Raw genomic sequence first — 14,974 nt, 5'->3', positions numbered from 1 at the left:
TGAGGAAAAAGCTCGGAACGTTGACGGAAGATGAACACTTAAGCTAAAAAACAACTGTCGTGATACGTTGAAAAGTTAAGTGTTCACGTTCAGCCGGAATCGGTGTTCAACTTCGCCGGAATACGCATGGTTATTTTTTGTTGACATTTTTAAAGTTGACGCTCTCTGATAATAACTAAATTTATGGCGTTCTCACGTTTAACCTAATTATATGTCTGGACGCTACTAGCTATAATTTAAAGGGAATTAACATTAAAGAAATTAGCGCCTATAAAGAGTTCTATGATTTATACGTACATGAAAAGCTTCTTGATTTAAAGCGAGATGTAACTCCTTTCGAGCTTGCCGTCAGCGCAAAGCTATTAGAGTTCGATAAGTCAATTAAGCTTATTGTCAGCTCAATGAAAAGCATGTCATGTACAGACCGTGATATTCAGCGTATCAAAAGCAATATCCTAAAATCTGTAGTGTCTCGTGACTTCCTTGATGAAATTGAAAAAATTAAAGTCATGGAAGAAACAAAAAAAGAAATTGAAAAGGTTAAAGCAAAAGAAAAAGAGATTCTTGCAAACCTTGAACTTAAGAAACTAAAAGGAAATATTTAACATTAAGTCGAACAAACTAACAAACTTTACCCTAGAAGAATCATTAAACGTCAACCTTCTTTCAGTAATCGACACCAAAGAGATGTTGAAAGTAAAGGTTGCCAGCATTACTGATGGTGAATTTAGCTCGGAACTATCTCGAACCTATCAGAATATGATTGACGTCCTGAACATTACAGAGTCATCAATCAAAAAGTTCCTGATTGATATTCACCCTAAGCTGTCATGCAAGTGCATCCACAATGTACCTGATGATACATACAATGATGAAGACTTAATTGAGCCTTCATGTTTTGTGTCAGTCAGTGATGAAAATGATGAGGTTTCTATTAATGACTAATGAATATGTCTCTATGTCTGTTGAACCTGCAAATTTAGATTCACCAGAGGTTCAAGCAATATATGAGCATGAAGCGTCATTAAGAGATAATAGCATAAATGCTACATACCAAACCTATGACGGACTTGCTGGAACTTCTGCGCAAAGAAATAGCACAGTACTTCATGCTGAGTATGGGGTACCTATTTCTATTGAAGGTGTAACGGTATCAGAAAATGGTAATGATGTTGTTTTTGATACTAAGCCTAAAGAATATGATGAAAGCGCATTAGGAATTTTAGACAATTTAGCTTTAAAGGAAGACATGGAAGAAAGTTATAAGTTGTCTTCAAGTGTTCCAGAAGATAAGTACATGGAGCTTTATCTTAATATGCCAAGCGACTTACAATCAAAACTATTAAAAGCTCAGTCGTCTAATGGCCGGTACTTTACACATAAAAACGATAACGATCATCAAGAAACTTTATGTAAACTTGCTGACTTTTGTGAGGACGTATACGCAAACGCAGATAAATACTCACAAGAATCATTAAGTATCGTGGATGATTTTGGTAGGTCTATTAGTCTGTGGGAATGAAAAGAAAACCTCAGCTAATTAGACGTCATAGGTTAAGAGCCTACGTTGACATGATTAAGAAAAACAAGAATAAGAAATAAAATCACTCTTGATTAATTTTATTATAAGGAAATTAATATAGCATATCCAGACGCAGGAAAATTCCCTGCTGATCAAACAGTAACATCGCCGGGTGCAATTAATAATGGTACGTCTCCACGTGCTTTGTATCTTAAGGTTTTCTCTGGTGAAGTTCTATCTGCATTTAAACCTAAATGCCTAGCCCTAGAGCTAACCAATGTAAAAACACTTCAAGGTGGTAGTTCTACCCAATTTCCTCTAATTGGGCGTGTAGAAAAACCTCGTTATCACAAGCCTGGTCATTTGCTTGATGCACAGAAGATTCCAACAGTGGAGCGTATCGTCGCTGTAGATGACATTGCAGTTAGTAATGTCTTCGTACCTGACGTAGACACAATGCTATCTCACTACCAGCATCGAGAAAAATACGCGAAAGAGTTGTCCAGCGCTATAGCCGAAATGGTTGACCGTAATGTTTGGCGTATGTTGATCAAGGCAGCAAAGATTAAAGATGCCGCTACTGAAAAGACACACCTAAAAGCAGGACTAGAGTCACTTAAAGGCCAGAAATATACCAAGCCAGTTACTATTGAAGAGAATGTCGCTGGTAAAGGTGCTACAGGACGTCAGCTAGTTCAAGCAATTTACCGTGCTCGTACACGATTAAAGGTAAACCATGTCCCTGTTCAAGAAGCAGTAGCTATTGTCCGTCCTGAGCATTACGAATTACTAGTTAATGCAGCTCAAGAAGCTGGCAACATGGCTTGGCTAAATAAAGATTACATCAACAGTGGTAATAATGTTGAATCAGGTTTACCTAATGGTGGCATGCCTCTTCTTCGTATCGCAGGTATTCCTATTTACGAGACAGAGAACTTCCCGTTCGCTGATGAGTCAGATAAAGACAAATACCCTGACGATAAACCTCTAGCTGAAACTGATGGTGGTTCAGGGCGAACAGATCGTTATTATGTCGATTCATCGAAAACGCTAATGATTGTCTTCACCAAAGACGCTATTGGTACAGCTAAAATTAAAGACTTGAGCATTGAGCACGTTCCTGAGCCTTTGCGTCTAGGCCATAACATCATTACTAAGATGTTTGTTGGTCATGAGATTTTACAACACGAATGTGCTTGTGAAATTAAGGTTTTTGAAAAAGGAGCTGACGATACTGATAAAGATGGCCTAACACCGGACATTCCTAAGGTAACTGCTTCTGCTTACGCAGCAAATGAAGATGTCTACACTGCACCAAAGACAGGTTGCAACAAAGCGGCTTAACCGCATTTAGCAGTCACAATGAACGAGCCATAATGCTCATCATCAAGTAGTGACGCTGTGATAACTAGAAAATCTAAAGGGAGACTTAACGGTCTCCCTTTTTTTGCTTAGGCCAATGACAGAACATCAATCGCTGTGCAGCCTAAAGACGTTTTCTGTCACTTTTGTGCGTTAATGTATATGTGGCTGTCAGGCTTATCAGGCATAATGAGCTAACTTGCTGATTTGTCATCATAGGTCAGCAACCTTCCCAACAATAGGGAATTGTGTGCCATACAGTCAACGCTAGGAAAAGAAACTTTATGACTGCGAACCTCGAACAACTGGTAATTAAGACCGAAAAAGATTTCTTGAAGTATGCGATGGACGTTCTAGTCTACGATAAAGAAGAGAAAGATATTGTTTTCGATGGTTGGCCGATTGTTGACATTGACATTAAAGGTGACAGGTATCATAGTTCGCTGCCAACTAAGCTCATGGAGAGTTTTGTCGGCTTTCAGCAAGAGGTAGATAAGGCATACACAACCCTAATTTACGATACTTCGAACAGGCAAAAATTAACAAACTCCGATAAGGAATCTCTGGAGTTAGTATTTACGATTCGCAAGGGTTCAACGGGTGCTACAAGTAGTGGTGACTGGTTCAGCTCTATCTGCGAAAAATTGGATGTGGTATTTAAGGATATGAGTGGACGTCAAAAATTAGCTTTGCTCGCAGTTGTAGCCTTAGCCATTTCTGGTACGTACTCTGGTACAAAGTACATGGATGGTCAAAGTAAGGAAGCTGTCGAGAAGCAGCGCACCGAACAAATTGCTTTAATGACTAAGGCTATGTCTGAGAACTCTCAACACAGCGTGGAAGCCATGCGAGACGTAGTGCTTGCCAAAGCCCTAGAAGAAGCTCCAGAAAAGGGGCACAGAGTTGTCGCGCATTTGGATGAAGGATACAAAGGCATAATCAAAGCTGTACCTGACGCTGAAAGGGTTAAAATTGGTAAGGTTATTAAGCTTAACAATGCCGACATCAAACGCATCTCAACCAAGCCAGATGTAGTCACAGAAGTTAAAGACTGGACTGGTTACTTTGTCATTGAATCAATGTCGAATAACAAGGCCAAGGGCTATATGATTCTCGGTGTATCACCGGAGAGTGATGATGCATCGTTTAGTATCAGGGTTGACCATTCATTCATCACAAACTCTGAAAAAGACACTCTGCATAATGCTTTCAGAGATGGTGAGCCAGTACACCTTGATTATCAAGCCAAGCTTAAGAATGGTGAGATTGCAGAAGCCAGACTGCTGCGGGTACTAGAGAGTGAGCCGGATATCGATGATGAATCAAAGATTGCATACACCCCAATCTCAGACGTAAACAGCTAACATTAAGAGCCTCGCACATAGCGGGGCTTTTTTCCGCCCTCAATCACGCCACAGGAACACATCAACTTACCGTTCAACACTTCACTACATCGCTCAGAATGGCTTATAGGAGGAGTACCTTTTCCCTTCCTGGCCATTCGTGTGAAGGCTTCTTTCCTTAGTCGCGGGTAGCCCCACCCTATTAACTTTCCTTACATGAAACGCTAGAAAATACCTTAGTAGTATTGTATCGCTCCTGCCGCCGGCACCTGAACTTCAATCATCTGCATGAGCTTTAGGTTACACAGACAGTCAGGAACTAGGGCAGGTCAAAACCAGAGGTTCCTTTCGTAAACTCCAATATGCTGTCAAATAACTCTTGGTCAATTTCGTCTTCTGATTTTGCTATAGCGAAGTTATCACGACGGGCATTCGTCCCAATCAAGTCAAGAGGCGCAGTATCGTTATCACTGGCAGCAAAGAAAATGTCGTAATTATTCGAGATGCCAAATAACTTTTTCAAACTACGCCGACCATATAAAGACGCAATTGGGTAATGTTGATTATCAAAGCATGTAATCGTTACACCATCATCACAATAGCTATCGTTAGTGGTTACGACAATCTTCAACAGTATCCGCCTAAGCTGCGTATTGAACCTTGTACGCCAATCAACATACCCTATCGCCTCGAACGAGTTTAGCTCCGTGAATATGTCATTATACTTGCTGTCAGTGTAAGCAAGTGTTCCTGTTAACTGTTCAACATTTGCAATGGCTTGCTTCAAGTCGTTATCAATGGTCCTCTGTTCTTCTGTCAACTTGTCCAACTGCTTAAGTAACAACTCATTGCTGTCACGCTCCATGAGAACTGCCATAAGTCGATCTGATTTATTCTGTACTTCCTTTTGGGATTGTTCTAAACGAATAACTTCAAGCCTTGCATCACTTAACTGCGTATTGTTGTTTTGATTACCATCAAGGATTGATGGAAGAAACGTAAATGATGACACAAGCAATCGTTCTAATCTTCTATAGTTCAGCGGTTTACTCGTACAACTTTTTTCAGTCTTTCTTGAACAAGACAGGTAGTAATATTGACCATACTTTTTGACGTCTGCTTTCTTGTTCTTTTGATGCACAGCCATAGCCGAACCACAGCAACCGCACTTAATAAGGCCAGTGAACAGATTAGTCATCTTGCCTTTCCTGTAAGAGCCTGAACTACGCTGACGGCCTTTAAGCTGACGCTGTACTTCGTAGAAATGCTCAGGATTAATTAGGACAGGATAATAATTAGCAGCAGGGTCAGCTATCGGCTCACGCTTGCCTGTCTCAGGGTTCTTCTTCATAGGCGTAAACTCTCCTATATAACCCCTGTCTTGCTGAACAGCTAGAACATTGGCAGCTGACCACTTGGGAAGCTTTCCGGTCAGCATTGAGTAGCCCTCTGCGTTTAGCCTTTTGGCAATAATGCCGCTGGCAAACCCATTAATAGAGAGTTCAAAGATATAGCGAACAGTTTTAGCGACTGGCTCATTTATCAGGAAGTCTGTCTTATCGTCATTCCAAAGTACCCATGAAGGTATCCGAGCATTCTTTATCTTCTTGCCATTAGCTAGATCATCCCTAGCAGCTTTCCATGCCGCTGCGGTACGGATTGATTTCTTTTCACTTTCTTCAAATGCCGTCTGCGCCTTAACAAGAAGTATCATCAGCTTGCCAAGGTCTAACTTTCCCTGCTTATAGACCTGTTCATCCTGTAGGGTTACGACGGTAATACCAAGGGCGAGAATTCCTGAGATAAGCTGATAGGCGTCCTCAACTGCCTGACGACTTAAGCGGTCAACCGACTCAACCAAGAGCCAACTATCGCGCTCTATGTGTCCTTCCCTAACAGCCTCTAGAAACTCGCCTAACGCTCCCTCACGATTGTTACGACCACGGAATGCAGATACACCTAAGTCTTCTATAGTCGTGTCTTGAAGCGATAGGTCGTGCCTGTAGGCATATTCCCTAGCTAGTTCTAGCTGACGCCTTGTTGAGTCCCCATCCTTTTGACGGAGAGTTGAGAACCGAAGGTAGCTGTAGGCTTTCGGCCTACTAACTGGTAACTGTTCATTCATCAATACTGTTCACTTTTAAGTAGCCTGACCGTTTACCGACATTTTACCGCTTCCAGTAACTATGAATAATTCAAGTAATCAGGCAAACCAAGGAGTGTCATTCACCACTTGAATACTGCTATCTGATTCCTCACTAAATGCCCCCCCCTCACCGAACGGGTCACTAAAGTCCATGACAGCTGACGTTGTAGCTGGTTCATACGTAGAAGCGAACACTTCGGCATTGTCAGGCACATAGCCGTTTTGCTGACTCCATTCCTCATGTGTTATTGGCTCGAAGAAGTCTTCAACAGAGTTAACCAGTCCATGACCGTGATCACGTTCTTGCGCACACCCTGTGGATGCGGCAGTATTAGGGTCATAACAAGACACCGATGCAGACTGGCTGCTCGGCTCAACACCCTGCTCAATGCCAGTCGCACAATCAGCCTGATTAGAGGAATCACATGACGACTGTTGTTTACGGCACTCCCCTAAAGAACTGCGATACCATCAAGAAGATGAAGAAGTGGCTAGAAGCCGAAAACATCGAATATACCTTCCATGACTACCGTGCCGACGGCCTTGACCGTGGCATGCTAGAGCAGTTTGAGGCCGAGCTAGGCTGGGAAGCTATGGTCAACAAGCGCGGTACCACCTACCGCCAGCTGAGCGACGAACAAAAAGCCGGCCTTGACCAGCAAAGCGCGATCGAATTGATGCTGGAGCACCCGGCTATGATCAAGCGCCCGCTGTTGGTTCACAACAACAGCTACCACTTGGGCTTCAAGCCTGCCCTATACCAAGAAATCTTCCAAACGAACTAAGAAAGGATACAAGGATGTCAGATAGCCCGGTTCTCGCCCTGGCGAAAGACTTTATCAGCCGCCAGTCAGTAACCCCTGAAGATGCTGGCTGCCAGGACGTGATGATCGAGCGCCTGGAAAAACTCGGTTTTAACATCGAAACCATGGTGTTCGAAGATACCACCAACCTCTGGGCTCGCCGCGGCACGGAAGCCCCGCTGTTCGTTTTTGCCGGTCATACCGATGTAGTACCAGCCGGTAACCTTGATAAATGGCATACCGCCCCTTTCGAGCCTACCATTATCGACGGCTACCTGCATGGCCGCGGCGCCGCCGATATGAAAGGCTCACTGGCCTGTATGATAGTGGCGATTGAGCGCTTCCTTGCCGACAACCCTGATCACAAAGGCTCGATTGCTTTGCTGATCACTTCGGACGAAGAAGGGCCATTCATCAATGGGACCACCCGGGTGATTGATACCCTGGAAGCCCGCAATGAAAAAATCGACATGTGTATTGTCGGTGAGCCATCGAGTACCCATGCTGTCGGCGATGTGGTGAAGAACGGCCGCCGGGGTTCGATTACCGGTGATGTCAATATCAAGGGCACCCAGGGCCATGTCGCCTACCCGCACCTGGCCGATAATCCGGTTCACCGTGCAATGCCGGCACTGGCCGAACTGGCTGCAACAACGTGGGATAACGGCAATGCCTACTTCCCGCCGACCAGCTTCCAAATCGCCAACTTGTCTGCCGGTACCGGCGCATCGAACGTGATCCCGGGCGAGTTCCACGTCCAGTTCAACTTCCGCTTCAGCACCGAATTGACCGCCGATGATATCAAGCGCAAGGTTCACTCGGTACTCGATGCCCACGGCCTTGATTATGACTTGGCCTGGACTTTCAGCGGTCACCCATTCCTGACCGATGAAGGAAGCTTGCTGGATGCCGTCGTAGAGTCCATTGAGGAAGTGAACCACAAAAAACCGGAATTACTGACCACTGGCGGTACCTCCGATGGTCGTTTCATTGCCCGTACCGGTGCACAGGTTGTCGAGCTCGGCCCGGTCAATGCAACCATCCACAAAGTGAATGAGTGCGTAAAAGTCGCTGATCTGGAAAAGCTGACCGACATGTACCAGAAAGTGATGGAAAAAATCCTTTAATGGTTAACCACCCAATCCAAGTCCGGCAACATACTGCCGGGCAACTGACCGGGCAAGAGACCAGCCATCTGGTCTCTCTACACCCTGACGGCGGGCATCCTTTTGTCCACCGGCAAATGCTAGCTGCCTTTGAGGCATTAAAAGAAGCCGCCAATAAAGCAGGCTTTGACCTCCAGGTTGCCAGCGCTTTCCGCCCGTTCGAGCGCCAGCTGCTGATTTGGAACAACAAGTATACCGGCAAGCGGCCGCTGCTCGACAGCAACAGCCAACCGCTTGATCCAAGCGCTCTTACCGAGCTTGATAAAGTCCACGCGATAATGCGCTGGTCAGCCCTGCCCGGCGCAAGCCGTCATCATTGGGGCACAGATATCGATGTTTACGCTGCAAACTGTCTGCCGAAAGGTGAACAGCTTCACCTGGAGCCGTGGGAGTACCAACCCGGAGGTCACCAAGCTGCGTTCAGCCAATGGCTCAGTGGCAATATGGCGCACTTTGGCTTCTACCTGCCCTATGCCGAAGATCGCCATGGCGTCGCCTGCGAGCCTTGGCATATCAGCTACTTCCCGGTAAGCAAATATTTACTTTCACAGCTCACACCTGACCTGCTCAAGCGCACACTTAGCCAATCAGAGCTTGCAGGAAAGTCGCACATCCTGGAAAACCTTGATAGTCTCTATAGTAGGTACATAGAGAATATCTGTGAGGTGTAAATGGAATGGCTACTCAACCCGTGGGTTATCAGCATCATCGTCGTGAGCGTGGTGGTCAGTAACATTGCGGCGCTGAAATACACCGCTAACATGAAATTTGGCTACAAGGACAAGGTCAAATACATGTACGATAAAAACAAGCGCGAACAAGAACTTGATGAGCTGATCGAAAAGCAAGCGGCTAACGACGAGAACAAAGACTTAAAGAATCTCAAAGATCAGGCATAAAAAAACGAGAGCATCACGCTCTCGTTTTTTTATATCTAAATCTGTCGGACTCAAAGCTATTTGGAGCAATGAGTTCTAAGTCAGCCCACCAAGAACAAAGAGCAAGCACGGAGTTTATGATAGTAAATGAGCACTGCTCTACCCAACTATCATTGCTTGTTGTTTTATCTAAGCCAGTTCATGTGAGAGCCAAGAGGAAGCGCGGAGTTTACGGATGTAAATGAGCACTTCCGATGCAGTTATCGCATTAACTGGCGACGATAAATCAATTAAGCTCGAGGGAGGTAGTCTGCGACGCCTACCCACTTATAGCTTGTCAGCTCTTCCAATCCCATCGGGCCGCGGGCATGCAGTTTCTGGGTCGATACCGCCACTTCTGCCCCTAGGCCGAATTGTGCGCCGTCGGTAAAGCGCGTTGACGCATTCACATAAACTGCCGCTGAGCCTGCTGCATTAACGAAACGCTCTGCCGCCATCAAATCATTGGTCATGATGGCATCTGAATGGCTGGCGTTATGCTTACGCATATGGGCGATGGCCTCTTCCACGTCTTTGACGATCTTGATCCCGAGGGTAAAGCTTAACCATTCGGTATCATAGTCACCTTCGGCGACACGGCGCAAGCTTGCTGCTTTGCCTTCCAGTAACTCGTAGGCATTTTCGTCAGCGACCATGTCAACATTGCTGCTGTTCAGGCGTTCAGCCAAACGAGGTAAGAAAGCTTCTGCAACCTTCTCGTGTACCAGCAGGGTGTCCAGCGCATTACAGGCCGACGGACGCTGCACCTTGGCATTCTCTACCACGTCCAATGTGCGGGAAAGATCAGCGGTTGCGTCAACGTAAACATGGCTAATACCGAAACCACCGATGATCACCGGGATGGTGCTGTTCTCCTTGCACATCTTGTGTAGGCCCGCACCGCCGCGAGGGATGATCATATCGACATACTGATCCATCTTCAGCAACTGGGAAACCAGTTCTCGGTCTGGCTTTTCGATATACTGCACCGATGCCGTTGGCAAGCCGGCTTTCTCCAGTGCCACCTGGATCACCTTGACCAGCTCCATATTGGAGTGGAAGGTTTCACGGCCGCCGCGCAGGATACTGGCATTGCCGGTTTTCAAGCACAATGCCGCAATATCAATGGTGACGTTCGGACGCGCTTCATAGATCACGCCAACCACCCCGAGAGGGACGCGACGGCGGCTAAGGCGCATGCCGTTTTCCAGCACCTTGCTGTCCAGTTCGGCCCCGACCGGATCATTTAGGCTGATCACATTTCGGACATCGTTGGCAATCCCCGCCAGACGCTCGGCATTAAGCAGCAGGCGATCCACCAAGGCATCTGTCATGCCCGCTTCTTTGGCAGCGGCGATATCTTTGGCGTTGGCCGCCAAAATCACATCTTGGTTGGCTTCTAGCTCATCGGCGATCACAGCCAATGCGCGATTTTTCTGTTCGGTTGCTGCTGTTGCGAGTTCAAAGGCAGCCTGTTGCGCCGCTTGGCCCATCAGTTGAAGATTCATATTCTTTCCCTTACGGTTTCAATAGGTGTCAGATAACGACCAAGTCGTCTCGGTGTACAGCAACTGGGCCATATTCATAACCCAACACCTGATAAATATCCTGGCTGTGTTTGCCGGCAATTTTCGCCAGATCTTTGCTTGAGTAACGACTGATCCCTCGGGCAAGCAACTCACCTTGGATATTGAAGATCCGAGCCACTTCACCACGCTCGAACTCGCCTTTTACTTCGCTGATCCCCTTCGACAGCAGGCTACTACCGCGCAACTGCACGGCCGCCGCTGCTCCTGGGTCAATCACGATATCACCAGCCGGCGGAGGCCCAGCTAAAATCCAGCGCTTACGGCTTTCCAGCGGCGATTCCAACGGCAAGAAGCGAGTCCCCACCGACGTGCCCTGGGCCAAGTCAGCCACTACATCGGGACGGCTGCCAGCGGCGATGATCACTTCGATACCGGCACGGCGGGCAACATCCGCTGCCTGCAGTTTGGTTGCCATACCACCGGTACCAAGACCACCGACACTGCCACCGGCAATCTTGCGCAGGGTTTCATCGATGGTATGCACCTCACGGATCAACTCGGCCTCTGGGTTATCGCGCGGATCCGCGGTGAACAGCCCCGGCTGGTCGGTGAGCAGCAATAGCTTGTCGGCCCCCGCCAAAATGCCAACCAGCGCCGAAAGGTTGTCGTTATCCCCCACTTTGATCTCTGTCGTGGCAACCGCGTCGTTCTCATTGACGACCGGGATAATCCCATTGTCCAGCAGGGCAACAATCATGTCGCGGGCATTGAGGTAGCGTTCGCGATCGTCGAGATCGGCACGGGTCAGCAGCATCTGCCCGACATGCAGGCCGTAAATGCCAAACAAACTCTCCCATTCCTGGATCAGGCGGCTCTGGCCAACCGCTGCCAAAAGCTGTTTGCTGGCCATGTTTTTGGGCAGTTCGGGGTATCCTAAATGTTCGCGGCCGGCGGCAATAGCACCGGAAGTTACGATAATGACTTTGTGGCCCTGACGGCGCAACTGGGCGCACTGACGAACCAACTCAACCATATGGGCACGATCCAGCTTCAGCGTACCACCCGTCAATACGCTGGTACCCAGCTTGACGACGATAGTCTGTGGACGGTGCTTAACCTCTTGGTTTTGAGACCCATCTCTGGAATCTGCGGTTACCAAGTTCTTGTTTTGCTCATTTAGGATATTTGTCTCTGCCATGGGGATAAAACAAAAAGAATAAGTAGAATGATGTTGTATCAATACCCTCTATAAATCACAAGAAAAATGCGCCAACTAGGCGCATTTTTCTTCATTTAAGCTAAGGCTTAATAATTAGGCAACACTGCCAAGCTCTGGCTCTTTCAAGACTTTTGAAGGCGATAGCGTCAGTTCGAACTCATCTTGCAACAAACCTTCCAATTTCGGATAAAAATCCTCTAACGTTTGCTGCACCGCTTTCTCATGTTTAGCCGGCACCGGATCAGCCACCCACTCACCCGCATCGTTGTAGCGCCCAAAGCCGTAATGGTACTCAAAGCCTTGTTCGTTAGCTTCAATAATGAACCACCAGCCCCAGAATTCACGCTCTTCCGGGGCCTTTTTGGCACTGACACAACTCGAGAGGCAATCAAAGAAGAAGTGCCCATCAGAGGACAGAGGCTGACGCAAGTATGGTCCCAAGGCCGTCAACTTTGTCATCAAACGCCCGTGTGGCGGGAAAGTCTTTTCTTTCGTCATAATCATCTCCATCCCTAGCAATCATTAACCTTTTCCATTTAAGCCGTAAACCGCTCATTTGGCAACAATTTATTTACAAGGCGCACAATTTGACAACTTGGCTTACTCTGCAAGCTTCTCCTTGAGCCAGTCCACTACTGTCGTCATCGCCCGGTGGTAGCCGTCGTGCAACGGCTTGTCCGGCAGGGTCACCGCCTTGCCACCACGGCTCGACATAGCGATAAGTTGATTGTCAAACTCCGAGCAGACAGGATCGCTCTTAAGGCCAATACCCAGCATCGGCAAGTCGATCTTGCGACGGCCCAGTAGGCCCTGGTTCTTGAGTGACCACGCTGGCAGATGAGACAACAGGCTGGTCTTTGACACCCCATTCTTCCCTAACCGTGAGGCAATCATATCCAGATACATGCGAGGCATGGCATCCAGCCGCTTGGGATCGGCCAGACCACTATGAATGATACCGCCAATACTGACACAGGTTTTCAAACGGGTAGGTTCAAGGAAACCGAGCCGAATCGCGGCATTACCGCCAAAGCGCAGCCCAAGCATTGCTATCCGGGTATGGTCAACCCACGGCACGTCCTTAACTTGCTGCAACAAGGCCTGATGGAGGCGGCTGGTATCTTCGGTCAGCGACCAATGGCTGCTGTGGCCGACAGACGGCATATCCAAAGTGATCATCGCAAAGCCTGCTGGTCCGAAGTATTTTTGGTACAGCCGCAGCAAATCCGACTGCAACATATCCAGCCCGCCACTAACGATGACCGTTGGAAGCAGCTTGTCGGTACGCGGCAGGTGGATAAACGCCTGGAACGTCTTGTTCTCGTACTTGACATCAATGGTGCGCATTTGATGCGGCAGGCTATCCATGGCATCTCGGTAGGCCTGGTTGGCTTGCAACTCAGCCTGGGCGGCCAAGTCGTCCCCCTTAAGGTGTGGGTAGGCACCGATACTGTAATACATACTGGCAGTGATGAGTTGTTCGGCGGCTTTTTCCTTCTCGCCTTGTTCAAGCAACGCCCGCGCGGCCTTATGGTACATGGCACCTGACTGGCACCACTCATACACCCAGTTACCCGGTTTGTAGCCAATAACGGTATCGAGCAAATCATCACGGGTTCGCGGCGCTTCGGAATTGGCGATTCTTGCTAGAATCGCCTCCAGTTCAATCGGATCGATCCCCTGCCAGATCCATTGCGGGCGGCGCATCACCCGATACCAACCGATCTCGGTATCACCATCCAGCGCACTGTGGATTGGGGCATCGACGACATGGGCCAACTTCACTAGGCTCGATGTTTCTTTGGATGTTTGCCTAGGGGCAAAGAGCTTTTCGGACAGATTGGTTTTGGACGGTTCGGACACGTTCTGCTCCATTTCGGTTTGCACACACATTCAATGCAGACTTGAGCACTTCCGGTCTATGGCAAAGCACGCTATTCCGGTTCAGTCTAAAGGTGTGCTTATTGTGTTTATATTTTTAAAGTATACCACCCAACAGGTACTTACTGTATGAGCCGTTAGACAATTCCCATGAGTTGCACAAGCGTTACTGGGGAAATGCCAGGACTAAGCTATGCTTTTACTTACCAATCAGTACTTCATACGGTGGTAAGTATGCGATATGTCTTTTGCCTAGTTGTTTCGCTTCTCTTCTCTTCATCGGTCCTCGCTTTTGGCAGTGGTGGCTCCTTGGGTGCCAACCCTGGCGAAGCATCGGGCGCGGTGAATGCCAAAACCCCATTATGTCTTGACGCCTCCGGTGAGCGTATACCCGATAGCTACCAGATCAAATATCAGCGCCAATGCGAAATCACCGGTAACACCATGGTTGATATCATCAACTACAACAACTATTACCGCAATAAGCCCAGTGGGGAATCCCTATCGGATATCAAGACCAAAGCCAGCTAACCCAGTGAAGTTACCGGCATAAAAAAAGGAGCCTTTAGGCTCCTTTTTAACTCGTTGTCAGTAATATTATTGCTTCGCGATTGGATCAACAAATGTTACTGCCATATCCCATGGCTGCTCAATCCAAGTTTCCTGCGGGATATCAACAACGTAGTCATCAACCAGGTGCTTACCAGCAGGCTTCGCACATACAGTTACGAATTTTGCTTTAGGGTACATTTGACGGATCATTTCCGCCGTACCGCCAGTGTCCACCAGATCATCGATAACGATGAAACCTTCACCATCACCTTCAGCTTGTTTCAACACTTTCATATCACGCTGGTGATCATGGTCGTAGCTAGAGATACATACAGTATCAACATAACGAATACCAAGTTCACGCGCCAAGATTGCTGATGGAACCAGGCCACCACGACTAACGGCAATGATACCTTTCCACTGATCGGCAGGAAGCAATTTCTCTGCTAGCTGGCGGGTATACATTTGCATGTTGTCCCAAGTGATGATGAACTTATTACTCATATCCGATGAACCTCTGAGTCAGCAGAAAAA

16 protein-coding genes are annotated in these 14,974 nt (G+C 47.4%); 9 read left to right on the top strand and 7 right to left on the bottom strand.

Annotated features, from left to right (window positions below; translation table 11 throughout):
* Nucleotides 1-410: 410 nt before the first annotated feature.
* From C9J03_RS16070 to C9J03_RS16050, 4 genes are all read left to right on the top strand, one after another.
* Complete coding sequence (locus C9J03_RS16070) at nucleotides 411-605, top strand: hypothetical protein (RefSeq protein WP_044624042.1); 195 nt, start codon at nucleotides 411-413, stop codon at nucleotides 603-605.
* A gap of 332 nt (nucleotides 606-937) precedes the next feature.
* Complete coding sequence (locus C9J03_RS16060) at nucleotides 938-1,522, top strand: hypothetical protein (RefSeq protein ID WP_044624044.1); 585 nt, start codon at nucleotides 938-940, stop codon at nucleotides 1,520-1,522.
* A 204-nt stretch (nucleotides 1,523-1,726) separates the two neighbouring features.
* Nucleotides 1,727-2,866, top strand: a complete 1,140-nt coding sequence (locus tag C9J03_RS16055; protein ID WP_052829834.1) for a major capsid protein — start codon at nucleotides 1,727-1,729, stop codon at nucleotides 2,864-2,866.
* Between the two features lie 302 nt (nucleotides 2,867-3,168).
* The gene (locus C9J03_RS16050) at nucleotides 3,169-4,248 is read left to right on the top strand and encodes a hypothetical protein (RefSeq protein ID WP_044624045.1); all 1,080 of its coding nucleotides are present in this window, start codon (nucleotides 3,169-3,171) and stop codon (nucleotides 4,246-4,248) included.
* A 298-nt stretch (nucleotides 4,249-4,546) separates the two neighbouring features.
* On the opposite strand, the gene C9J03_RS16045 is transcribed toward C9J03_RS16050, so the two are convergent.
* Nucleotides 4,547-6,352, bottom strand: a complete 1,806-nt coding sequence (locus C9J03_RS16045; protein ID WP_052829835.1) for a recombinase family protein — start codon at nucleotides 6,350-6,352, stop codon at nucleotides 4,547-4,549.
* A gap of 78 nt (nucleotides 6,353-6,430) precedes the next feature.
* Nucleotides 6,431-6,724: a hypothetical protein gene (locus tag C9J03_RS26500; RefSeq protein ID WP_146149086.1), complete on the bottom strand. Its 294-nt coding sequence runs from the start codon at nucleotides 6,722-6,724 to the stop codon at nucleotides 6,431-6,433.
* Nucleotides 6,725-6,798: 74 nt separating this feature from the next.
* Between C9J03_RS26500 and C9J03_RS16040 the strand changes: the two genes are divergently transcribed.
* From C9J03_RS16040 to C9J03_RS16025, 4 genes are read left to right on the top strand one after another with little or no spacing between them, the layout of a single operon-like run.
* Nucleotides 6,799-7,158, top strand: coding sequence for an ArsC family reductase (locus C9J03_RS16040; protein ID WP_044624046.1), 360 nt, complete (start codon nucleotides 6,799-6,801; stop codon nucleotides 7,156-7,158).
* A gap of 14 nt (nucleotides 7,159-7,172) precedes the next feature.
* Nucleotides 7,173-8,303 (top strand): succinyl-diaminopimelate desuccinylase, encoded by a 1,131-nt coding sequence (gene dapE, locus C9J03_RS16035; protein WP_044624047.1) that lies wholly within the window; start codon nucleotides 7,173-7,175, stop codon nucleotides 8,301-8,303.
* Nucleotides 8,303-9,013: a M15 family metallopeptidase gene (locus C9J03_RS16030; protein ID WP_044624048.1), complete on the top strand. Its 711-nt coding sequence runs from the start codon at nucleotides 8,303-8,305 to the stop codon at nucleotides 9,011-9,013. Before dapE ends, C9J03_RS16030 begins: the two co-directional genes overlap by 1 nt.
* Nucleotides 9,014-9,241 carry a DUF2897 family protein gene (locus C9J03_RS16025; protein ID WP_039460638.1) on the top strand — a complete coding sequence of 76 codons (228 nt, stop codon included), beginning with the start codon at nucleotides 9,014-9,016 and terminating at the stop codon, nucleotides 9,239-9,241.
* 269 nt (nucleotides 9,242-9,510) lie between these two features.
* Here the strand turns inward: C9J03_RS16025 and C9J03_RS16020 are convergent, their stop codons facing one another.
* From C9J03_RS16020 to frsA, 4 genes are all read right to left on the bottom strand, one after another.
* Complete coding sequence (locus C9J03_RS16020) at nucleotides 9,511-10,767, bottom strand: glutamate-5-semialdehyde dehydrogenase (protein WP_044624049.1); 1,257 nt, start codon at nucleotides 10,765-10,767, stop codon at nucleotides 9,511-9,513.
* Nucleotides 10,768-10,795: 28 nt separating this feature from the next.
* A complete protein-coding gene (gene proB, locus C9J03_RS16015) occupies nucleotides 10,796-11,986 on the bottom strand; it encodes a glutamate 5-kinase (RefSeq protein ID WP_162845574.1) in 1,191 nt (396 codons plus the stop codon).
* Nucleotides 11,987-12,100: 114 nt separating this feature from the next.
* On the bottom strand, nucleotides 12,101-12,505 hold the full coding sequence (gene crl / locus C9J03_RS16010; protein WP_044624606.1) for a sigma factor-binding protein Crl: 405 nt from the start codon (nucleotides 12,503-12,505) through the stop codon (nucleotides 12,101-12,103).
* A 102-nt stretch (nucleotides 12,506-12,607) separates the two neighbouring features.
* A complete protein-coding gene (gene frsA / locus C9J03_RS16005) occupies nucleotides 12,608-13,870 on the bottom strand; it encodes an esterase FrsA (protein WP_082060707.1) in 1,263 nt (420 codons plus the stop codon).
* Between the two features lie 252 nt (nucleotides 13,871-14,122).
* On the opposite strand from frsA, the gene C9J03_RS16000 reads away from it, so the two are divergent.
* A complete protein-coding gene (locus tag C9J03_RS16000) occupies nucleotides 14,123-14,419 on the top strand; it encodes a hypothetical protein (RefSeq protein WP_039460630.1) in 297 nt (98 codons plus the stop codon).
* A gap of 66 nt (nucleotides 14,420-14,485) precedes the next feature.
* On the opposite strand, the gene gpt is transcribed toward C9J03_RS16000, so the two are convergent.
* Nucleotides 14,486-14,944, bottom strand: a complete 459-nt coding sequence (gpt, locus tag C9J03_RS15995; protein ID WP_044624050.1) for a xanthine phosphoribosyltransferase — start codon at nucleotides 14,942-14,944, stop codon at nucleotides 14,486-14,488.
* Nucleotides 14,945-14,974: the final 30 nt, after the last annotated feature.

Origin of the sequence: Photobacterium gaetbulicola (assembly GCF_003025515.1) — a bacterium.
Taxonomy (GTDB): Bacteria; Pseudomonadota; Gammaproteobacteria; order Enterobacterales; family Vibrionaceae; genus Photobacterium; species Photobacterium gaetbulicola.
Note: the sequence above shows the minus strand (reverse complement) of the source record. Positions and strands in the feature narration are given on the sequence as shown.